The 20,457-nt window shown below is 71.9% G+C and carries 21 protein-coding genes; 9 read left to right on the forward strand and 12 right to left on the reverse strand.

Features of this window, described 5'->3' with window-relative positions:
* Nucleotides 1–65: 65 nt before the first annotated feature.
* Nucleotides 66–521: an Lrp/AsnC family transcriptional regulator gene (locus AC3EVP_RS02725; RefSeq protein ID WP_335978445.1), complete on the reverse strand. Its 456-nt coding sequence runs from the start codon at nt 519–521 to the stop codon at nt 66–68.
* A 120-nt stretch (nt 522–641) separates the two neighbouring features.
* Nucleotides 642–1,370, reverse strand: a complete 729-nt coding sequence (locus AC3EVP_RS02730; protein ID WP_488179790.1) for a UbiX family flavin prenyltransferase — start codon at nt 1,368–1,370, stop codon at nt 642–644.
* 245 nt (nt 1,371–1,615) lie between these two features.
* On the opposite strand from AC3EVP_RS02730, the gene AC3EVP_RS02735 reads away from it, so the two are divergent.
* Both AC3EVP_RS02735 and AC3EVP_RS02740 read left to right on the forward strand, forming a co-directional pair.
* Nucleotides 1,616–2,245, forward strand: a complete 630-nt coding sequence (locus AC3EVP_RS02735; protein ID WP_435125612.1) for a rhomboid family intramembrane serine protease — start codon at nt 1,616–1,618, stop codon at nt 2,243–2,245.
* Nucleotides 2,246–2,384: 139 nt separating this feature from the next.
* On the forward strand, nt 2,385–3,497 hold the full coding sequence (locus tag AC3EVP_RS02740) for a hypothetical protein (protein WP_435125444.1): 1,113 nt from the start codon (nt 2,385–2,387) through the stop codon (nt 3,495–3,497).
* Nucleotides 3,498–3,584: 87 nt separating this feature from the next.
* Here the strand turns inward: AC3EVP_RS02740 and mqnP are convergent, their stop codons facing one another.
* Nucleotides 3,585–4,502 carry a menaquinone biosynthesis prenyltransferase MqnP gene (gene mqnP / locus AC3EVP_RS02745; protein ID WP_435125447.1) on the reverse strand — a complete coding sequence of 306 codons (918 nt, stop codon included), beginning with the start codon at nt 4,500–4,502 and terminating at the stop codon, nt 3,585–3,587.
* Nucleotides 4,499–5,950 carry a menaquinone biosynthesis decarboxylase gene (locus AC3EVP_RS02750; protein WP_435125450.1) on the reverse strand — a complete coding sequence of 484 codons (1,452 nt, stop codon included), beginning with the start codon at nt 5,948–5,950 and terminating at the stop codon, nt 4,499–4,501. Before AC3EVP_RS02750 ends, mqnP begins: the two co-directional genes overlap by 4 nt.
* Nucleotides 5,951–6,082: 132 nt before the next feature.
* Here AC3EVP_RS02750 and AC3EVP_RS02755 point away from each other — a divergent pair, with 132 nt between their 5' ends.
* Nucleotides 6,083–6,475: a PLD nuclease N-terminal domain-containing protein gene (locus AC3EVP_RS02755; RefSeq protein WP_335978451.1), complete on the forward strand. Its 393-nt coding sequence runs from the start codon at nt 6,083–6,085 to the stop codon at nt 6,473–6,475.
* A 55-nt stretch (nt 6,476–6,530) separates the two neighbouring features.
* On the opposite strand, the gene ccsB is transcribed toward AC3EVP_RS02755, so the two are convergent.
* The 7 genes from ccsB to hemL all read right to left on the reverse strand — a co-directional run bounded on the left by ccsB (nt 6,531) and on the right by hemL (nt 14,399).
* Nucleotides 6,531–7,613 (reverse strand): c-type cytochrome biogenesis protein CcsB, encoded by a 1,083-nt coding sequence (gene ccsB, locus AC3EVP_RS02760; RefSeq protein ID WP_335978453.1) that lies wholly within the window; start codon nt 7,611–7,613, stop codon nt 6,531–6,533.
* Nucleotides 7,610–9,382 (reverse strand): cytochrome c biogenesis protein ResB, encoded by a 1,773-nt coding sequence (gene resB / locus AC3EVP_RS02765; protein WP_435125454.1) that lies wholly within the window; start codon nt 9,380–9,382, stop codon nt 7,610–7,612. Before resB ends, ccsB begins: the two co-directional genes overlap by 4 nt.
* A 3-nt stretch (nt 9,383–9,385) precedes the next feature.
* Nucleotides 9,386–10,153, reverse strand: coding sequence for a cytochrome c biogenesis CcdA family protein (locus AC3EVP_RS02770; protein ID WP_335978454.1), 768 nt, complete (start codon nt 10,151–10,153; stop codon nt 9,386–9,388).
* A 1-nt stretch (nt 10,154) separates the two neighbouring features.
* Entirely contained in the window at nt 10,155–10,766 is a 612-nt protein-coding gene (locus AC3EVP_RS02775; RefSeq protein ID WP_335978456.1) for a TlpA family protein disulfide reductase, read from the reverse strand.
* 93 nt (nt 10,767–10,859) lie between these two features.
* Nucleotides 10,860–12,218, reverse strand: coding sequence for a polysaccharide deacetylase family protein (locus AC3EVP_RS02780; protein WP_435125458.1), 1,359 nt, complete (start codon nt 12,216–12,218; stop codon nt 10,860–10,862).
* Nucleotides 12,219–12,417: 199 nt separating this feature from the next.
* Nucleotides 12,418–13,095 carry a histidine phosphatase family protein gene (locus AC3EVP_RS02785; RefSeq protein ID WP_435125461.1) on the reverse strand — a complete coding sequence of 226 codons (678 nt, stop codon included), beginning with the start codon at nt 13,093–13,095 and terminating at the stop codon, nt 12,418–12,420.
* Nucleotides 13,092–14,399, reverse strand: a complete 1,308-nt coding sequence (gene hemL, locus AC3EVP_RS02790; RefSeq protein ID WP_435125464.1) for a glutamate-1-semialdehyde 2,1-aminomutase — start codon at nt 14,397–14,399, stop codon at nt 13,092–13,094. The genes AC3EVP_RS02785 and hemL overlap by 4 nt, the downstream gene beginning before the upstream one ends.
* A gap of 106 nt (nt 14,400–14,505) precedes the next feature.
* Here hemL and AC3EVP_RS02795 point away from each other — a divergent pair, with 106 nt between their 5' ends.
* From AC3EVP_RS02795 to AC3EVP_RS02810, 4 genes are all read left to right on the forward strand, one after another.
* Nucleotides 14,506–15,117, forward strand: coding sequence for a hypothetical protein (locus tag AC3EVP_RS02795; RefSeq protein ID WP_335978464.1), 612 nt, complete (start codon nt 14,506–14,508; stop codon nt 15,115–15,117).
* Nucleotides 15,118–15,264: 147 nt separating this feature from the next.
* Nucleotides 15,265–15,657 carry a group I truncated hemoglobin gene (locus tag AC3EVP_RS02800; protein WP_435125468.1) on the forward strand — a complete coding sequence of 131 codons (393 nt, stop codon included), beginning with the start codon at nt 15,265–15,267 and terminating at the stop codon, nt 15,655–15,657.
* A gap of 139 nt (nt 15,658–15,796) precedes the next feature.
* The gene (locus tag AC3EVP_RS02805; RefSeq protein ID WP_435125471.1) at nt 15,797–16,315 is read left to right on the forward strand and encodes a hypothetical protein; all 519 of its coding nucleotides are present in this window, start codon (nt 15,797–15,799) and stop codon (nt 16,313–16,315) included.
* A gap of 48 nt (nt 16,316–16,363) precedes the next feature.
* Complete coding sequence (locus AC3EVP_RS02810; RefSeq protein ID WP_335978470.1) at nt 16,364–17,128, forward strand: SDR family NAD(P)-dependent oxidoreductase; 765 nt, start codon at nt 16,364–16,366, stop codon at nt 17,126–17,128.
* Between the two features lie 51 nt (nt 17,129–17,179).
* On the opposite strand, the gene AC3EVP_RS02815 is transcribed toward AC3EVP_RS02810, so the two are convergent.
* Nucleotides 17,180–18,373 carry an RtcB family protein gene (locus AC3EVP_RS02815; RefSeq protein ID WP_435125474.1) on the reverse strand — a complete coding sequence of 398 codons (1,194 nt, stop codon included), beginning with the start codon at nt 18,371–18,373 and terminating at the stop codon, nt 17,180–17,182.
* 228 nt (nt 18,374–18,601) lie between these two features.
* Here AC3EVP_RS02815 and AC3EVP_RS02820 point away from each other — a divergent pair, with 228 nt between their 5' ends.
* Together AC3EVP_RS02820 and AC3EVP_RS02825 are read left to right on the forward strand one after the other, a co-directional pair.
* On the forward strand, nt 18,602–19,513 hold the full coding sequence (locus AC3EVP_RS02820; protein ID WP_435125476.1) for a DUF3558 domain-containing protein: 912 nt from the start codon (nt 18,602–18,604) through the stop codon (nt 19,511–19,513).
* Between the two features lie 89 nt (nt 19,514–19,602).
* Nucleotides 19,603–20,349: a DUF3558 domain-containing protein gene (locus AC3EVP_RS02825; RefSeq protein ID WP_435125479.1), complete on the forward strand. Its 747-nt coding sequence runs from the start codon at nt 19,603–19,605 to the stop codon at nt 20,347–20,349.
* The last annotated feature ends 108 nt before the right edge of the window (nt 20,350–20,457 follow it).

A 20,457-nucleotide genomic window follows, 5' to 3' on the forward strand; every position in this document is an offset into this window, starting at 1 on the left:
CGTCTCCTCCTACGGGGTTCGGTCCGACGTTACTCCCCCGCCCGCGCGCGCGAAGCCGCCCCCGGTCACACCTCCTCGGGCAGGTTCCCGACCCGGTTCTCCCACTTGGTGGAGAGCACGATCGTGGTACGGGTCCTGGCCACGCCCTTGGTGCCGGACAGCCGGCGGATGGTGTGCTCCAGCCCGTCCACGTCGCCGACCCGCACCTTGAGCATGTACGAGTCGTCGCCCGCGATGAACCAGCAGTCCTCGATCTCGTCCAGGTCCGACAGCCGCCGGGCCACCTCCTCGTGGTCGGCGGCGTCCGACAGCTGGAGCCCGACCAGCGCGGTCACCCCCAGGCCCATCGCGGCGGGGGCGACGGTGGCGCGGTAGCCGGTGATCACGCCCGCCTGCTCCAGGCGGTTGATCCGGTCGGTGACGCTCGGCCCGGACAGGCCCACGAGCCGGCCCAGCTCGGCGTACGACGCCCGGCCGTTCTCGCGCAACGCCTGGATGAGCTGCCTGTCCACCGCGTCCATCGGATTGGACCCTCCCGTTCGCCTGGTGACTGCCCTGTCTGGACACGAATCTAAGGCATCGAAAGGTTCCTGCCCTCCTTTTGCCGCCTGTTCGCCGCCGCAGGCTTGGACCCGGCCGGTTCAGCCCTGGCCCGTGGACCCGCCGCCCAGCTCGCCCCGCCACCGCCGGTAGAGCCGGTGCTCCACCCCCACCGCGTCCAGCACCCGCCCGGCCACGAAGTCCACCAGCTCCTGCGCCGTGGTGCCCCCGGCGTAGAAGGCCGGGGAGGCGGGCAGCACCACCGCGCCGGCATCGGCCAACGAGGTGAGCTGGCGCAGCGTCTGACCGCTCAACGGGGTCTCGCGCACCGCGACCACCAGCGGCCGGCGCTCCTTGAGGGTGACGCTCGCCGCGCGCTGGAGCAGGTCCTTGGACAGGCCCAGCGCGACCCCGGCCACACACGCGGTGCTGGCCGGCACGATCAGCATGCCCCGGGCCGGATACGACCCCGAGGACGGCCCGGCCGCCAGGTCGCCGGCCGGCCAGTAGCGCACACCGGAAAGGTCCGGGCCGGGGGCGAAGGTGTCCGGGCGGCCGTCCGCCCCGCGGGCCAGCCAGCGCGCCAGGTCCTCCTGCCAGTGCGCGTCCCGCACCGCCGCGCCGGTCTCGTCGAGCAGCGTCAGCCGGGCGGCCCGGCTGACCACCAGGTCCACCCGCTCGCCCGCGTCCAGCAGCCCGCGCAGCACCGCCGCCGCGTACGGCGTACCGGACGCGCCGGAGACCCCGACGATCCACGGGGCACGCTCCGCACGCCCCCCGCGCTCCGCGCGCCGCTGCTCCGCATCGCGCGTCTCGCGCCCGCCGTCCAGGTCCGCCACGCCGTCGAGCGTAGCCGCGACCTGGGCGGACCGCCGGGCGGGGCGGGCGCGCGCCCGGGCTCGGCCGGCCCGCTGCGATCCGGCCGTCCGATCGGCGGCGGGCCGGAACCGCAGACGGTGTCAGTGGCGTCGTGCACACTGGACGCACATAGAAACCACTGGGGGACGTGGCGGATCGGGGGGATTCGGTGGCGTACGGACGCATCGCGGCGCACACCGGCCGCGGGGGGACGCTCATGGCGTCGCTGCGGGTCCGCGACCGCGCCGGGGCCGCCTCGGCCGGCGACCGGATCGTGGCCGCCGCGGCGCTGATGACCGCCTGGGTGGCGCTGCTGTGGGCGCTCGAGGTCGTCGACCACGCCACCGGCCACCGGCTGGACAGCCTCGGCGTCCAGCCGCGCCGGGCCGGCGAGTTGGCGGACATCGTGCCGTCGGCGTTCATCCACTTCGGGTACGGGCATGTGGCGTCCAACACGCTGCCGCTGCTCGTGCTCGGCTTCGTCGCCGCGCTGCGCGGCACCGGCCGCTTCCTGGCCGTGGCGTTCACCGTCATCGCCGTCGACGGGCTCGGGGTGTGGGCGTGCTCGCCCGCGCACACCAACACCGCGGGCGCGTCCGGCCTGATCTTCGGCCTGTTCAGCTACCTCCTGGTGCGCGGCTTCGTCGACGGCCGCGCGCCGGACCTGCTGGTGGGCCTGCTTATCGGCGCGTACTACGGCACGTCCATCCTGTGGGGCGTGCTGCCGGTGCACACCGGCGTCTCCTGGCAGGGCCACCTCTTCGGTCTGCTCGGCGGGGTGGCCGCCGCCTACCTGTTCCGCGACCGTCCGCCCGAGGTGCGCGGCGAACCACCGTACGCGGGCTGACCGGTTGCCGGACCCCGGCAGCCAGTCGGCCCCCAATTCGCCCGAAGAACCCGGGTGAAGACACAGCGCCCGCACAGCTACGCTTCTGCTCCGACTCATCCGCTTACCCACCGCTTCCTAGGAGTTCGTCATCATCAGCATGCGCAAGGGCCTCGCCGCCGCCGGAGTGGTGGCCCTCATAACCGCCGGGGCCGCAGCGTGCGGTGCGGACGACCCCGCGTCGCCGCAGGGGAAGGTGGACAACGCCTTCCAGAAGCTCGGCAAGCAGAACACCGTCACCGTCGATCTCGGCTTCAGCGGCACCTCCGCCCAGATCTACTCGGCCATGAAGGGCGAGGACGGCTTCACCCAGGCCGACGCCGACCTGCTGTCGTCCCTGCACGTCACCGTCGGCGGCAGCTCGCAGAAGTCGCTGTCGCTGCTCGGCCGCAGCCTCGGCAAGGGCGCGGACGCCACCAAGGGCTCCTCCGCGGCCTTCCTGCTCTCCACCGACGGCCCGAGCGGCGCGAAGCTGATCGAGGTCCGCGCGGTCGGGCAGAAGATCTACCTGCGGGCCGACGTGAAGGGCCTGGAGAAGCTCGACACCAGTGCCTCCGACGCCGGCTCCATCGCGCAGTTCAACGACCAGTACCTCAACGCCCTGACCAGCTCGTCCGGTTCGGTGGGCTCGGCGCTCAACGGCAAGTGGGTCAGCATCGACCCGGCGGTGTGGGGCGCGTTCGTCAAGAGCGCCCTGGCCGCCCAGGGTTCGAGCAGCGGCTCCGACTCCGGCTCCACCACCCCGACGCTGGACGCGAAGACGCAGAACGAGGTCATCTCCGGGCTGCGGGCCGCGCTGACGAAGGACGCCACCTTCGCCGACGCGGGCAAGAAGGGCGGCGCGGACCACATCACGGTCACCGTGCCCGCGCAGCAGTTCGCCAAGGACGTCGCCTCCAGCGTCGCCCCCGCGCTCCAGCAGATCCCCGGCATGAAGCAGTCCGACCTGGACAGCATGCAGCGGGCCGAGGGCGTGCCGGCGAAGAAGGTCACCGCGGACGTCGCCGTCAAGGACGGCAGCATCCAGTCGGTCACCTTCGACCTCCACCAGCTCGACGACCAGTCCACCGGGCCGCTGCCGCTGACCGTCGGCTTCAAGGGCAGCGCGGCGCCGATCAGCGCGCCGAGCGGCGCGGTGACGCTCAACCCGCAGGACGTGGTGAGCGCCGTCATGAACCTCATGGGCGACGACTCGAACAGCTCGGAGTTCTGAGCGCCGGGAAGCTGAGCGACCCGGTATCACAGCGGCGGCCCCGGCGGATGATCCGCCGGGGCCGCTGCCGTCGGGCCGCGCCGCGCGCTACCAGCTCAGGCCGCGCGCGATCAGGTCGAGCAGCGCGAAGACGAACAGGGTGATCCCGATGACACCGTTCACCGTGAAGAACGCCCGGTTCAGCCGGCTCAGGTCGTGCGGCTTCACGATCGAGTGCTCGTAGACGAACGCGCCGGCCACGATCGCCATGCCCACCCACCAGAAGCCGCTCGCGTCGGTCGCGGCGCCGTACCAGACCAGCAGCGCGGTGGTGGCCACATGGCAGGCCCGCGCCCCGTACAGCGCCGCGGGCACCCCGAAGCGGGCCGGCACCGACATCACGCCGTGCGCCCGGTCCGCGGCCACGTCCTGGCTGCCGAAGATCAGGTCGAAGCCGCCGATCCACACCCCGACCGCCAGGCCCAGCACCACCGCGTGCCAGTCCCAGGAGCCGGTCACCGCCAGCCACGCGCCGACCGGGCCCATCGCCTGGGCGAGGCCGAGGATGGCGTGCGGGAAGTTCGTGAACCGCTTGCCGTAGGGGTAGACCACCATCGGCACCACCGCGACCGGCGCCAGCGCCAGGCACAGCGGGTTGAGCAGCGCGGCGGCGCCGAGGAAGACCACCACCGCCACCAGCGCGCCGGCCCACGCCGAGCGCACCGACAGCGCGCCGGTGACCAGTTCACGCTTCGCGGTGCGCGGGTTGCGGGCGTCGATCTCCCGGTCGATGATCCGGTTGCAGGCCATCGCGAAGGTGCGCAGGCCCACCATCGCCACGGTCACCAGCAGCAGTTCGCCCCAGTGCACGCTGCGGTCGTCGCGGAACATCGCGGTCAGCGCGGCGATGTAGGCGAAGGGCAGCGCGAAGACCGAGTGCTCGATCATCACCAGCCGCAGAAAGGCCCGGACCTTGCTGTCGGGCCGCGGCTCCGACTCGAACAGGTCCGGCGTCGTGGCGCTCACAGGCCGTACTCCCTCCACCGTTTGGTCACCAACTCTGCCGTCTTCGGATCGGCGAGCACCATCTCGGGCCAGCCGCCGTCCCGCGTGTAGCCCTCCTCCGGCAGCTTACGGGTCGCGTCGATGCCCGCCTTGCCGCCCCAGAACTGCTGGTACGACGCGTGGTCGAGGTGGTCGACCGGGCCCTCCACCACCGTGAGGTCCCGGGCGTAGTCGGTGTTCCCGAACGCCCGCCAGGCGACCTCGTGCAGGTCGTGCACGTCGCAGTCGGCGTCCACCACCACGATCAGCTTGGTGAGCGACATCATGTGCGCCCCCCACACCGCGTGCATCACCTTCTGCGCGTGTTTGGGGTACTTCTTGTCGATCGAGACGATCGCGCAGTTGTGGAAGCCGCCCGCCTCCGGCAGGTGGTAGTCCACGATGTCCGGCACGATGATCTTCAGCAGCGGCAGGAAGAACCGCTCGGTGGCCCGGCCCAGCGGCCCGTCCTCGGTCGGCGGCCGGCCGACCACGATCGACTGGAACAGCGGCCGCTTGCGCATCGTGACGCAGTCGATGGTCAGCGCCGGGAAGGGCTCCTGCGGCGTGTAGAAGCCGGTGTGGTCGCCGAACGGGCCCTCCGGCAGGGTCCGCCCGGGCTCCAGCCAGCCCTCCAGCACCACTTCGGCGTGCGCGGGCACCTGGAGCGGCACCGTCTTGCAGTCGACCAGCTCGACCCGCTTGCCCTGCACGAAGCCGGCGAACAGGTACTCGTCGATGTCGCCGGGCAGCGGCGCGGTCGAGGCGTACGTCACGGCCGGCGGGCAGCCGAACGCGATCGCCACCGGCAGCCGCTCACCGCGCCGCTGGGCGACCTGGTAGTGGTTGCGGCTGTCCTTGTGGATCTGCCAGTGCATGCCGATGGTGCGCCGGTCGTGCCGCTGGAGCCGGTACAGGCCGAGGTTGCGCACCCCGGACTCGGGGTCCTTGGTGTGGGTCAGGCCGAGGTTGAAGAAGGAGCCGCCGTCCTGCGGCCAGGTGAACAGCGCCGGCAGCCGGTCCAGGTCCACGTCGTCGCCGGTGAGCACGACCTCCTGCACGGGGGCGTCCTTCACCTTCTTCGGCGGCAGGTGGACCATCCCGGCGAGCTTCCCGAACGCCTCGCGCACCCCGACGAAGCCGTGCGGCAGCTCGGGCTTGAGCAGCCCGCCGATCTTCTCCCCGATGTCCGCGTACGACGTCAGGCCCAGGGCTTTGAGCAGCCGCCGGTCGGTGCCGTAGACGTTCGTCGCCAGCGGCGCGATCGAGCCGCGGACGTTCTCGAAGAGCAGTGCCGGGCCGCCGGCCTTGTTCACCCGGTCGGTGATCTCCCCCACTTCGAGGTGGGGGTCCACCTCGGCGGTGATCCGCTTGAGGTCGCCGTCCTTCTCCAGTGCCCTCAGCAGCGAGCGGAGATCGTCGTAAGCCATACGGCCAGTGTTCCACCCCGCACCGCGCCGCCCACCCGCGGCCGGGCCGCCGGCGCACCGCGGCCAGGTCGTAACCTGGGTGGGGTCAAGGATTGGTCAACCTGGGGGCCGGGGTTTCGAATGTCGCGCTACATGCCGTTCCTACTGGTCATCGCGGTATGGATATACGCCTTCGTGGACTGCCTGGGCACCCCGGACCGGCAGGTGCGCGGGCTGCCGAAGGTGGTCTGGCTGCTGATCGTGCTCTTCTTCGGCGAGATCCTGATCGGCCCGCTGGCCTGGCTGGCGCTGGGCAAGCGGCGGGTGGCGGGCCCGCGCGGCGGCTTCGGCGCCGGATGGGGGCCGGACCTGTCCCGGCCGGCCGGGCGCCGGGAGCAGGAGCGCCCGCAGGCCGGCGATGTGCTCCAGGCGCCGCGCGAGGACTGGATACCGCCGGACGACAACCCGGAGTTCCTGCGCTCGCTCGCCGAGTTGAACCGGCAGAAGCGCGAGGACGGCACGACCCCCTCGCCCGAGGGCGAGTGAGCCGTACCGCCTGGATGAGCCCGGCGCCGCGGCGCCGGGGGCGCCGCGCTCTTCGTCACACCCCGGCGTAGGAGTGCTTGCCGGTCACGAAGATGTTCACGCCGTAGTAGTTGAACAGGAAGCACGCGAAGGCGACCAGCGCCAGGTAGGCGGCCTTGCGGCCCTTCCACCCGGCCGTCGCGCGGGCGTGCAGGTAACCGGCGTACACCACCCACGTGATGAACGACCAGGTCTCCTTCGGGTCCCACTCCCAGTAGTGGCCCCAGGCCGCCTGCGCCCAGATCGCGCCCGCGATGATGGTGAACGTCCACAGCGGGAAGACCAGCGCGTTCATCCGGTAGGCGAACTTGTCCAGGCTCGCCGCGGACGGCAGCCGCCGCATGATGTTGCCCCACCGGTTGCTCTGCGCCGCCCCGGCCAGCACCGCCACCTCGTAGTGGTCGCGGAACAGGTAGAGCAGCGTGCCGACCGCGGCGAGGTAGAACACCGCGCCGGAGATGATCGCGCACGACACGTGGATCCACAGCCAGTACGAGTGCAGCGCCGGCACCAGCTGCTCGCTGGAGGTGTAGAGCACCGACAGCGCCAGGCCCAGGTCGAGCAGCACCGACGTGGTGAGGAACAGCCCGATCCAGCGGACGTTCTTCCGCAGCGCCAGCAGCAGCAGGTACGCGCCGACCGCCACCGCGCCGAACGTGGTGGAGAACTCGTACATGTTGCCCCACGGCGCGCGCTGCACCGAGGCGGCCCGGAAGGCGACGCCGCTGACGTGCAGCACCCAGGCCAGGGCGGTGAAGGAGATGGCGATCCGGCCGTACAGGTCGCCCCGCGCGTCGTCGCCCGCGGCGCCCGGGCCGTCGGCCATGTCGCGGTCGCTGGCGGAGGCGCGGGTGACGACCTTGGGCCGCTCCAGGGTGGTGGTGCCGCCGGCGGAGCGCACCGCCACCGCGGGTGCGGCCGCGCCCGCCGGCGCGTCGGCGGTGAGCGCGGCGGACTGCACGGCGATCTTGCTGCGACCGCCGAAGACCCACTCCGCGAGGTGCGCGAGGAAGGCGAGTGCGTACACGAACATCGCCGAGCGGATCAGGTAGTTGCTGTAGTTCGCGAAGTTCTCGTTGACCGCGGCCGCGAGGTTCACGCGCGGGCTCCTTCGTCGTCGGGCGGGGATGGCGGTTCGTCGGGGGTGTCCGCTGGGGCGGCTCTGACCGGTGCGTCGGGTTGCAGCTGGTCGACGAGGCTGCCCAGCTCGTCGGCGATCCGCGCCGACTCGCTGCGGCCCAGGCCGCCCAGCTCGACCACGGAGCCCTGGTCGGACGGCACCGCGCGCACCCAGATCCGGCGCCGCTGGATGAACAGCGACCCCATCAGGCCGAGGATCGCGATGATGCCGCTGACCAGCGCCAGTTCGTTGCCGGACTGGTGGGAGATGGTGAAGCTGGCCCAGCGCTTGACCCCGTCGAACTCCAGGCTGCCGGCACCGTTCGGCAGTTGCATCGAGTCGCCCACGCCGAGCGCGACACCGTTGACCCCGGTCTTGGTGTTGAGCTTGTACTGCTTCATGTGGGTGGTATCGAGCTGGTAGACGTTCTGCGCGATGCCGGAGTCCAGGCCGAGGTCGCCGTGGTAGGCGTTCAGCCACAGGATCGGCTGCAACTCGTCCGGGAAGAGCGACACCGGGCCGCTGGAGGTGTCACCGGTCGGCGTGAAGAAGCCCTCGAAGGCGAGCTGGTCGGGCTTGCCGTTCTTGCCCATCGCGTCGGGGACCTTGATCACACCGGTCGAGGTGAGGTTGGCGTCCTGCGGCAGGAACGGCACCGGGCCCTGGTAGGCGACGTTGCCCTGGGCGTCCTTGACGGTCACCACGGGCGCGTAGCCGTGCGAGATCAGATACACCTTCTCCCCGCCGATGCTCAGCGGGTGGTTGGTGGAGATCGTGCCCTTCGTCGGGTGCGCGCTGCTGGTGCCGCTCCAGTAGTGGATGTCCGCCTGGAACTTCAGCGCGGTGCCGCGCTCGGGGCCGGAGGTGGCGTACTTGTCCTCGAAGCTGTCCAGCGTGAAGCCGAACGCCTTGAGGTCGTCCGCGCCGTAGAGCGTGCCGCCGGAGAAGTCGTCGTACTGCGTGAGGTTGTTGACGAAGCCGTCCTGGCCCTCGACCACCAGCTTGCCGCCGGACGCCGCGTTCAGCGAGGTCCAGGCGAAGCCGATCAGCAGGCCGAACAGGGCCACGTGGAAGAGCAGGTTGCCCGCCTCGCGCAGATAGCCCTTCTCACCGGCGACCGAGGTGCCGGTGGCGTCGACCCGGAACCGCCGCCCGCGCAGCGCCTTGCGGGCGGCCTGCGCGACCTGCTCCGGGCTCGCGTCGGTGTGCCAGGTGCTGTACGCCGGCAGCCGGTCCAGCCGGCGCGGCGCGGCCGGCGGCTTCGCCCGCAGCTGGCCGACGAACTGCCAGGTGCGCGGCACGATGCAGCCGGCCAGCGAGACGAACAGCAGGATGTAGATCGCCGAGAACCACGGCGAGCCGTAGACGTGGAAGAGGTCGAGCCGGGAGTACAGCGGGCTGATGTCCGGGTGCGCCTTCTTGAACGCGGCGACCTTCAACTCGTCGCTGCGCTGCGGGATCAGCGAGCCGGGGATCGCGGCCAGCGACAGCAGGAAGAGCAGGATCAGCGCGATCCGCATCGAGGTCAGCTGCCGCCACATCCAGCGCAGCCAGCCGAGCACGCCCAGCGACGGCCCGCTGGAGAGGGTGTCCACCGGCTGGGTGGACAGCTGTGCGCCCGCGGCGCCGATGCCGTCCTCGCCGCCGGTGCCGTCCTGCGGCACGTCAGGGGCGTCCGGGCCCTCGGCGTTCGGCCCGGAACCCTGGCCGGGGACGCGGCCGTCGCTTGGCTTGTGCGTGATGCTCACGGTTCAGACCCCTGTGGAGAAGCCGCTGGACCAGATCTGCATCTGGTAGGTGATGTGGTCCCACACGCCGGTGACGAGCAGCACCCCGACGGCCACGAGCATGCCGCCGCCGATCCGCATGACCCAGGCGTAGTGCCGCTTGACCCATCCGAAGGCGCCCAGCGTACGGCGGAAGGCTACGGCGGCCACGATGAAGGGCACCCCGAGGCCCAGGCAGTAGAACGCCATCAGCAGCGCGCCGCGCCCGGCGCTGGCGTTGCTGAAGGCGAGCGACTGCACGGCGCCGAGCGTCGGCCCGACGCAGGGTGTCCAGCCCAGCCCGAACATCGCGCCGATCAGCGGCGCGCCGGCCAGCCCGACCCCGGGCCGGAAGTGGAAGCGGAACTCCCGCTGGGTGATGCCGCCGATCAGCCCCATGAAGGCAAGCCCGAGCACGATGGTGAGCGACCCGAAGACGCGGACCAGCACCTGCCGGTGCACCTGCAGTTCGGCGCCGAAGTTGCCGAACAGGGCGCCGCCGGAGACGAACACGGCGCTGAAGCCGAGCACGAACAGCAGCGAGCCGGCGAACATCCGCCCGCGCCGGGCCTCCCCCAGGTCGCTGCCGGTGACCCCGGTCACGTAGGAGAGGTAGCCGGGCACGAGCGGCAGGACGCAGGGCGACGCGAAGGAGACCAGCCCGGCGAACATCGCGATCGGGATGGCCGCGACGAGCGCGCCGGACGTCACCGTGTCCGCGCTGCCGGCCAGCAGGAGGGAGCCGCCCGCCACGTCACTTCTCCGCGGCGATGGGGTCCACCAGCTTGTGCAGCTGGTCCTCGGTCAGGGCGGCCAGCGCCCGTCCCGCGACCCGGCCCTGCCGGTCGATCACGAGCGTGGCCGGCAGGCTCTGCGGGTTGAGGCTGCCCTTGGGGAACTTCAGGATCAGCTTGCCGTACGGGTCGTACAGGCTCGGGTAGGTGATGCCGAAGCGCTTGTCGAACCGGGCGGCGTTGGAGCGGTTGAGGTCACGCGTGTTGATGCCGAGGAACTGGACGTCCTTGCCGGCCTCGGCCTTGGAGACCTTGGCGAGGTTGGGCGCCTCGGCCCGGCAGGGCGCGCACCACGACCCCCAGATGTTGACGACGACGACCTTGCCCTTGTAGGCGGCCAGGCTGGTCTTCCCGCCGGCCACGGTCTCGCCGGACAGCGCCGGGGCGGCCTTGCGCTGGCCGGCCTTGACCACCGTGATGTTGCCGTTGCCGCTGACGAAGTTGGCGTTGCCGCCACTGGAGGACGAGGAGGACGAGCTGCAGGCGGCGAGCGTGAGCGCCAGCGCCACGGCTCCGGCCGGCGCGGCGGCGCGGCGGAGCAGGTGGCGGCCGAAGGCGCGCGGAGAACTCATGTGAAAAGTTTCGCATGAGCCCTCGCGCGATCTTCCCCACCCCCCACCGGCAACCCCAAAGACGGCAATTGCCCCAAGTAAGGATGCGTGGGGTCAGGTCGCCGAAGGAACCTCCGGCGATGTGCCGGCCCCGACCGGGCTGTCGGCCGACCCGCCGGCGGAGCCCCCTGCGGAGGGCCCGGCGCCGGTCGCGTCGGACGCCGGCACCTGGCCGGTGAACCGCTTCCAGCCGCCGGCCGGCTGCTCCCCGACCTCCAGTTCGCGCAGCTTCGCCAGCATCGCCGGGTCCTGGGCGTCCAGCCAGTCGGCGAGCTGCTGGAAGGAGACCAGCCGCACGTCCTTGTAGCCGAGCGAGGCGATGTGCTGCAACGCGCCCTCGACGGCGTCCATGTAGATGCCGCCGTTCCACTCCTCGAAGTGGTTGCCGATGTAGAAGGGCGCGCGGTTGGTCTCGTAGGCCCGCTCGAACCCGGCGATGTACGAGGCGGTCGCCTGGCTGCGCCAGTACGGGTAGTTGCGCGGGTCGGACTTGGTGGCGGCGTGCGACTGGTTGGCGAGCATGTTGTAGTCCATGGACAGCACCTCGAAGGTGTGCCCGGGGAACGGGATGAGCTGGAGCGGGAAGTTCCACAGGCCCTGCATCTTGTCCGGCCAGGTCTGGTTGCCGCCGGGGTTGCTGGTGTCGTAGCGCCAGCCGAGCGCGGCGGCGGTGGGCAGCAGGTTGTTCTGGCCGAGCAGGCAGGGGGTGCGGCTGCCGATCAGGGTCTTCTCGTAGTCGAACGGCAGCGGCTCCTCGTCGTGCCAGCCGGTGTTGGTCTTCCACTGGGTGACGAACGACACGGCCTGGTCGATCTCGCTCTTCCAGTCCGCCGGCGTCCAGCGGGCGACGCTGCCGGCGCCGGCGCAGAAGTGGCCGTTGAAGTGGGTGGCGATCTCGTGGCCCGCGGTCCACGCCTGCCGCAGGTTGTCCAGCGTCATCCTGATGTGGTCGTCGGCGAGGTAGCCGATGTCGGAGGCGCCCAGCGGGCCGTTCGGCGGCGCGTACTGGAGCTTCTTGCTCTCCGGCAGCAGGTACAGGCCGGAGAGGTTGAAGGTCATCTTGGCGCCGTGGTCGTCGGCGAGCTTGCGGAAGCGGGGGAAGAGGCCGTTGCCGATCTCGCCCGCGCCGTCCCAGGAGAAGACCACGAACTGCGGGGGCGTCTGGCCCGGTTCCAGCCGGTCCACCACCGGCTGGCCGGGCTGCGGCCCGGTGTCGGCGGTGGAGCCGTCGCCGATCAGCCGCACGGTAGGCGGCGCCTTCGGCCCGCTCGCCCCCTGGTGCTCCCCCGTGCTGCGGGACCGTGGCGCGGCACCCGAGGAGCCCCCGTCCTTTCCGCCGCACCCCGCCACCGCGACACCCGCGGCGGCTCCGGCGGTCGTGGTCAACAGGGCCCTTCGGGTCATGGCACTCATGCGATCCCCGTCTCTCGGCGGCTGCGTCGTTGCCCCTCACCACTTCCTCGCGGGCAGCACGAAACGGAGACTCGCCGACAGATAGGGCACTTATGGACTAATCAGATCACCTTAAAAGAGGCCCATTTCGGGCATATGCACCAACGGCCGGGGCAGAGGCCGGAGCCACCTGGACCGGGCGCCGGCCCGGCCGGAACGCCTACGCGCCGACCGAGCCGCGGACCGGCTTGGCTCCCGCGCGCAACCGCGCCGGGACCAGGTCGATCGCCGGCTCGCTGTAGCCCACGGAGACGATCTCGTCGCCCTGGAACGTGAAGCTCGTCACGCTCGCCAGCGTGCACTGCCGCTTGCGCGGGTCGTGCCACAGCCGCCGCTTCTCCGCGTACGACCGGACGATCCAGATCGGCAGCTGGTGGCTGACGCAGACCGCCTCGTGCCCGCGCGCGGCGTCCCGCGCGGCGCCCAGCGCGGCCATCATCCGCACCACCTGGTCGACGTACGGCTCGCCCCAGCTCGGCCGGAACGGGTTCGTCAGGTACTTCCAGTTCGCCGGGCGGCTCAGCGCGCCGTCGCCGACGCCGAACGTCTTGCCCTCGAAGATGTTTTCCGCCTCGATCAGCCGCGGGTCGGTCGCCAGGTCCAGCCCGTGCGCCTTCGCGATCGGCGTCGCGGTCTCCTGCGCCCGCTCCAGCGGCGACGCGACGACGTGGCGGATGTCACGCCCCGCCAGGTGCTCGGCGACCCGCTCGGCCATCTGCCGGCCGAGCTCGGAGAGGTGGTAGCCGGGCCGGCGCCCGTACAGCACGCCCTCGGGGTTGTGCACCTCGCCGTGGCGCATCAGGTGCACCACGGTCAGCTCAGGGTGTTCGGCACTCATGCGTGGGCCTCCGCTGCGGCACGTGCGGCGGCGGGCAGCGCCGCGGCGATCCGCTGCACCGCCTGCTCGTCGTGTGCGGTCGACACGAACCAGGACTCGAACGCGGACGGCGGCAGGTAGACGCCCTGCGCCAGCATCGCGTGGAAGAAAGCGGTGAAACGGTACGCCTCCTGCCGCTTCGCGTCGGCGAAGTCGCGCACCTCGGCGTCGGTGAAGAAGACGGAGAACATGCTGCCCGCGGTCTGCACCCGGTGTGCGACGCCCTCCTTGTCCAGCGCCGCGCTCACCAGCTCGCGGATCTGCGCGGAGACCGCGTCGAGCCGCGCGTACGCGGCCGCGTCCAGCAGCCGCAGCTGGGCCAGCCCGGCGGCGGTGGCGACCGGATTGCCCGACAGCGTGCCGGCCTGGTACACCGGCCCGGCCGGGGCGAGCGCGGCCATCACGTCCGCGCGGCCGCCGAAGGCCGCGGTGGGGAAGCCGCCGCCCATCACCTTGCCGAAGGTCATCAGGTCCGGGCGCACCCCGTCGATCCCGTACCAGCCCGCGGCGCTGACCCGGAAGCCGGTCATCACCTCGTCGGAGATGTACAGGGCGCCCTCGGCCGTACACAGTTCCTTGAGCTGGGCGTTGAAGCCGTCCCGCGGCGGCACCACGCCCATGTTGCCGGGCGACGCCTCGGTGATCACACAGGCGATCTCGCCCGGGTGGGCGGCGAACGCGGCCCGTACGGCCTCGATGTCGTTGTACGGCAGCACCACGGTGTCGCCGGCCTGCGCGCCCGTCACCCCCGGGGTGTCCGGCAACCCGAACGTGGCGACCCCGGAACCGGCCGCCGCCAGCAGCGCGTCCACATGACCGTGGTAGCAGCCGGCGAACTTCACCACCTTCGCGCGGCCGGTGAAGCCGCGGGCCAGCCGGATCGCCGACATCGTGGCCTCGGTGCCCGAGGACACCAGGCGCACCTGGTCCAGCGGCTCGACCCGCGCCACCATCGCCTCGGCGAGCGCGACCTCGCCCTCGGTGGGCGTCCCGAACGAGGTGCCCCCCGCCACGGCCGCCTGCACGGCCGCGATCACCTCGGGGTGCGCGTGGCCGAGAATCATCGGTCCCCACGAGCAGACGAGGTCGACGTACTCGCGCCCGTCGGCGTCGGTCAGATACGGACCGGCACCGGAGACCATGAACCGCGGCGTACCGCCCACCGCGCGGAACGCGCGCACCGGGGAGTTCACGCCACCTGGGGTCACGGCCGCCGCGCGGTCGAAGAGTTCCTGGGACACTGGTGCTTCGTACGGATAGCTCACAGGCACATGCTCTCAAACGACGGGCGTTGCGCCGCAACGTCTCGACCTCGCATCTGAGACGATGATCGGGTTGCATGGTTGGGTCGACGGATGGTCGGGTAGTGGAATGCAGCAGCGCGGTGGTGAACCGGGCGACGTGCCGGGCGATCGCGAGCCTGAAAACCCCCGTCCCACCGGCCGGCGGCGCCGGCCCGCCGATCGCGCGCCGCAGGACAACACCGGCTCCGGGGCCGACCGACCGGAGCAGCGACCGACCGCAGAGGGCAGGAGCAGGGGTGGCCGAGTGGGGGTGACCTACAAGTACTTCGGCGCGCCCGACGGGGCCACGGCGGCCCGCGTCCCCATCTCCATGCGCCCGGAGGAACTCGGGGGCGACGAACTCGGCCAGGGCCTGTACACCAAGGTCAAGCCGGAGACCATGGCCGCGATGGTGCTCACCGGCATCGAGGGCATACCTCCCTCCAAGGTCCCGCCGCTCGAACTCGTCGTGCTGCACCCGGACTACGCGGTCGTCCGGCTGCCCGCGTCCGTGGTGGACCCGCTGCGCACCGCCAACGAGGAGTCGCTCGGCGCCGCCGCCTTCATCTGGTCCACGGTGCCCGACCGGCGCGGCCCGCGCGACGCGTTCGTCATCTACCAGATGCTCCACGAATGGCAGGACTTCGCCCGCCGCTGCGAGGAGTCCGGCCACCAGCTCTACTGCCTGGTCTGGCCGTAGGGCCTGGCGCCCGCCCGGACCCCCTCCCGTGTGACCGCCGTGTGTACGGCCGCTCACACTCGCAACCCGCATGCTGTCAGCGGGACTTGACGGCCGGATAACCGGCGGGTCACCGCGGTGGAAAGCGGCCGCCGAATCATCGGGGCCATGACGGACACGACATCGGCAGGGGCCACTGCGGCCGAACCCACGATCTTCGACCGTATCGGCGGAGCGGACGCGGTGGCGGCCGTGGTCGACCTCTTCTACGACCGGGTGCTGGCCGACCCGGACCTGGTCGGGTACTTCGAGGGCCAGGACATCGAGCGGATCAAGGGCCACCAGCGGAACTTCGTCGGCCAGGCGCTGGGCGCCCGGCGGCCCTACTCGGGGCGGACGATGCGGCGCGCCCACGAGCAACTGGCCATCACCTCGGGCGCGTTCGACAAGGTCGTGGCGCACCTGGCGGCCTCGCTCGCGGAGGCGGGCGTGGACGAGGAGACCATCGGCACCATCGCGGGGGTGCTGGGGCCGCTGAAGCCGGAGATCGTGACGGCGTGACGGCGTGAGGGTATGACCGGCGCCCGGGTTCGGGCCGGGCCCGGGTGACATCCGGCGGCCCCGGACATGACAGATGTCACCGCCGACCGCGGACGTCCGGCTCTGCCGCCGGCCACCCCGCGACCGGGACGCTGGACGCATGGCAACCACCGAGGCAGTCCCGCAGACCACCAGCCGAACGGCGCCCCCGCCCACCGGCCCCGACCGCGGCCCGGACACCGACACCCGCGCTGGCACCGCCACCGGCACCGGCACCACGGGCCCCTGTGCGTACCAGCCCGTCCCCGTCTGGTTCTTCGCCTTCGAGGGCCTGATCGGGGCTTCCTACGACGTCCTGCGGACCAGCCGCTACGGCTGGGTCGTCGTCGCGGTCGCGGTCGCGGTGAACATCGTGCTGGCCAGGACCGTGCTGCGCGGCCGGCTGAAGACGGCGAAGGCGATCCTGCGCGGCCGCCAGACCCGGCTGCTCGCCGTCGGGCTGCTCGCGCTCCGCGTCGGCGCCCACTTCGCGCTCGGCATGGTCGGGGCCGAGGCGGCCTCGCCGGTCGCGCACACCGTGTTCGCGGGGCTGATGTGCGCGACGACGGTCGCGCTGCTCGCCTTCGACCAGCGGGTCATGCTGCGGGCGCTGAACTCGGACAGGTGCGCGAGCGCGTAGCGCCCGCACCTATGCTGAGCGGCAGCCCCGTACGAAAGGCAGCGCGACATGACTTCCCGTACCGCAGTGGTCACCGGTGCGAGCAGCGGCATCGGCGCCGCGACCGCCCGCCGGCTCGCCGAGGCCGGCTACCACGTCGCGCTGGCCGCCCGCCGCACCGACCGGCTGGACGCGCTGGCCAAGGAGCTGACCGACGCCGGCCGCAGCGCCTCCGTGCACGCCCTGGACGTCACCGACCGGGCCGCGGTGGACGCCTTCGCCGCCGACCTCGGCGCCCTGCCCCCGCTGCACGTCCTGGTCAACAACGCGGGCGGCGCGCTCGGCACCGACCCGGTCGCCACCGCCGACCCGGACGAGTGGCGCACCATGTACGAGGTCAACGTGCTCGGCGTGCTCCACGTCACCCAGGCGCTGCTGCCCGCGCTGACCGGCTCCGGCGACGGCACCGTGGTGGTGCTCTCCTCCACCGCCGGCCTGGCCCCGTACGAGGGCGGCGGCGGCTACGTGGCCGCCAAGCACGGCGCCCACGTCATCGCCGAGACGCTGCGCCTGGAGCTCAACGGCCGGCCGGTGCGGGTGATCGAGATCGCCCCGGGCATGGTCAAAACCGAGGAGTTCGCCCTCACCCGCTTCCACGGCGACGCCGAGCGCGCCGCCGCCGTCTACGCGGGCGTGGCCGAGCCCCTCACCGCCGACGACGTCGCCGACACCGTCGCCTGGGCCGTCACCCGCCCGCCCCACGTCAACGTCGACCTGCTGGTCCTGCGCCCCCGCGCCCAGGCCAGCAACACCAAGGTCCACCGCGAGCAGTAGCCCCCGCCCGCCCGCCGGACGTGCGGGGGGCGGGGTGCGGCAGCGGCCCCCTCAGCCCTTGACGCAGACGACCTGCTTGAGCTTCGCCACCACCTCGACCAGGTCGCGCTGCTGGTCGATGACCTGCTCGATCGGCTTGTACGCGCTGGGGATCTCGTCCACGACGCCGGCGTCCTTGCGGCACTCCACCCCGCGGGTCTGGTCCGCGAGGTCCCGTACGGTGAAGCGCTTCTTCGCCGCGCCCCGGCTCATCCGGCGGCCGGCGCCGTGGGACGCGGAGTTGAACGCCGAGGCGTTGCCCAGACCCCGCACGATGTACGAACCGGTGCCCATGGAACCAGGGATGATGCCGTACTCGCCGCTGCCCGCGCGGATCGCGCCCTTGCGGGTGACGAGCAGGTCCATCCCGTCGTAGCGCTCCTCGGCCACGTAGTTGTGGTGGCAGGAGATCTCGGGCTCGAAGACGGGCTTCGCCTTCTTGAACTCCTTGCGGACGACCTCGCGGAGCAGGGTCATCATCACCGCGCGGTTGTACTTGGCGTACTCCTGCGCCCAGAACAGGTCGTTGCGGTAGGCCGCCATCTGCGGGGTGTCGGCGACGAAGACCGCGAGGTCCCGGTCGACCAGGCCCTTGTTGTGGGGCAGGCCCTGCGCGACCCCGATGTGGTGCTCGGCCAGTTCCTTGCCGATGTTGCGGGACCCGGAGTGCAGCATGAGCCATACCGCGTCGGACGTATCGATACAAACTTCAACAAAGTGGTTGCCCGAGCCCAGCGTGCCCATCTGCTGGGCCGCGCGTTCCGCGCGGAACTTGACCTCGTCGGCGAGTCCGTCGAAGCGGGACCAGAAGTCGGTCCAGCCCCCGGTGCGGAACCCGTGGATCGCCCCCGGGTCCACCGGGTCGGCGTGCAGCCCGCGGCCGACCGGGATGGCCTGCTCGATCTTCGTCCGCAGCCGGGAGAGGTCGCCGGGCAGGTCGCCGGCGCGCAGCGAGGTCTTCACCGCGCTCATGCCGCACCCGATGTCGACGCCGACCGCGGCCGGGCAGACCGCGCCGTGCATGGCGATGACCGAGCCGACCGTCGCGCCCTTGCCGTAGTGCACGTCGGGCATGACCGCCAGGCCCTTGATCCAGGGCAGCGAGGAGACGTTGCGCAGCTGCTGCATGGCGCCCTGCTCGACGGACGCGGGGTCGGCCCACATCCGGATCGGTACGCGCACGCCCGGCAACTCGGTGTACGACATGGTTTCCCCCCGATGGCGGTACGGATAATGGAGCGACAATACGAAGAATGGATGCGAGCCATGCTCCGCGCCGGCCCGCGAGGGCACGTGCGGCATGGCGGTCCGGTCGCACCCGCGAGCTCGTGCGAGCCGTCCGGTGCGCCCGCCCCGACGGGCGGTTTCCGCCCCCGGTGCGGTAGACATTGTGTCCAAGGCTCGCTCGTATGCGCCAAGGAATTACCGCGAGGAATGACGAAAGGGGTCCGGCCGGTGCGGTCCACGTTGCCGTCGACACGAAGGCTGCCGCTCGCCGCCGGAGCCGTCCTGACCGCGGTCGCGGTCGCCGTCCTGGGCGCGTGCACCGGTCCCGGCTCGTCCGACGGCGCGGACAAGGACGGGACGGCCGGACCGGTCGGGGGCGCCGCCGCCTCCGCGGCGCCCGGCAAGTACCAGACGCTGCCGCAGCCCTGCTCCGCGGTGGACGCGGACTCGCTGAAGCGGCTGGTGCCGGGCCTGGCCGACTACTCCGGCACGGAGGCGCTGACCTACGACACCGACCGGCTGGTGGGCTGCTCGTGGCAGGCCAAGGCGGCCGACGGCGCCTCCCGCTCGCTGAAGCTGAGCATGGTCCGCGTGGTGTCGTACGACCCGTCCGTCAGCGATGAGGCGCAGGCGACGTCGGACTTCGAGAAGAAGGCCCAGGCGGCGTCCATCCCGCTCACCCCGGCCGACGGGTCGTCGACGAACCCGACCGCCTCCTCGACGGCGTCCGGCACCTCGTCGTCCTCGTCGTCCTCGTCGTCGTCCGGCGGCTCCACCAGTTCCGGCGGCACCGGCAGCAGTTCGAGCGGCAACGCGGCCGACAGCTCCACCGGGACGAACGCGGCAAACGGCACGGACAGCACCGGCACGAGCGCCGCGAGTCTCGCCCCGCGCCTGCTGTCGGGTGTGGGAAACGCCGCATTCATCAACGACGTCGCCTCGACCGCCGGAAAGGGCGCGAGCCGCACGGTGACGCTGGTTTTCCGCACCGCGAATGTCCTGGCGACCGTCACGTACACGCAGTCCTCGACCAGCGACGCACAGCCACCGGACAGCGCTGACCTGCAAAAGGACGCCGAGAAGGTGGCCAGCGACCTCCAGCACAGGGTCGAGGGCTGACCCGGCGGGCGGACCGGGGCCGGCCCTCGACCCCTTAGGGTGGTGGGCCGAACCGGCCCGACCACCCCGCTGCCGAAGGACCCGAGACCATGGAACGACGTCGACGCCCCTCCAAGCGCCGCCTGACCGTGCTGCTCGCCTGCGCGGCCGTGCCCGCCCTGCTGGTGGCCGGCTGCTCCGGCGGCTCGTCCGGCTCGTCCGGCTCCTCCACCGCGTCCGCCTCGGGCTCGTCCGCGGACGACGGCAGCGGCAAGGGCGGTTCGGCCGCGCCGAGCGCCACCACCACCGCCCCGCTCGCCGCCGCCCGGTTCCAGACGCTGCCGTCGTCCTGCAAGACGATCACCAAGGCCACCATCAGCGACCTGGTCCCGAAGGCCAAGCACAGCGGCGGCACCGCGACGGACACCGCCGGCGCCAGCAACACCCGCAGCGGCTGCTCCTGGACCGGCAACGGCAAGGACGGCTACCAGTACCGCTGGCTGTCGGTCAGCCTGGAGCGCTACGACTCCTCGGCCGACCTCGGCGCCGCCGACCTCCAGGCGCACAAGCAGTTCACCGACCAGGTCGCCTCGGCGGAGAAGGACGCGGGCACCACCGCCACCGGCATCACCGGGCTCGGCGACGAGGCCCGGTCGATCAGCGGCTGGACGATCGTGTCGAAGGTCAAGTCGCAGAACGACTCCGTGGTGGTCCGCACCGGCAACGTCGTGGTGCTCGTCGAGTACGACGGCGCCGGCCTGGAGGGCAAGAAGAACCCGAGCGCGAAGTCCGTGGACAGCGACGCGAAGCGCGCCGCGAAGGACGTCGTCGCCGCGGTCGCGGCCGCCAACGCGTAGCACCGCCGCCGCCGGGCTCCGCGTAACAACTCGGCCTCACCCGGCCCCGTATCCGTACGTTTGTCCGACCGCGAGCGGGCCCGGGCGTCAACCGATCCTCACGACGCC

This window comes from Actinacidiphila sp. bgisy144, assembly GCF_057708105.1.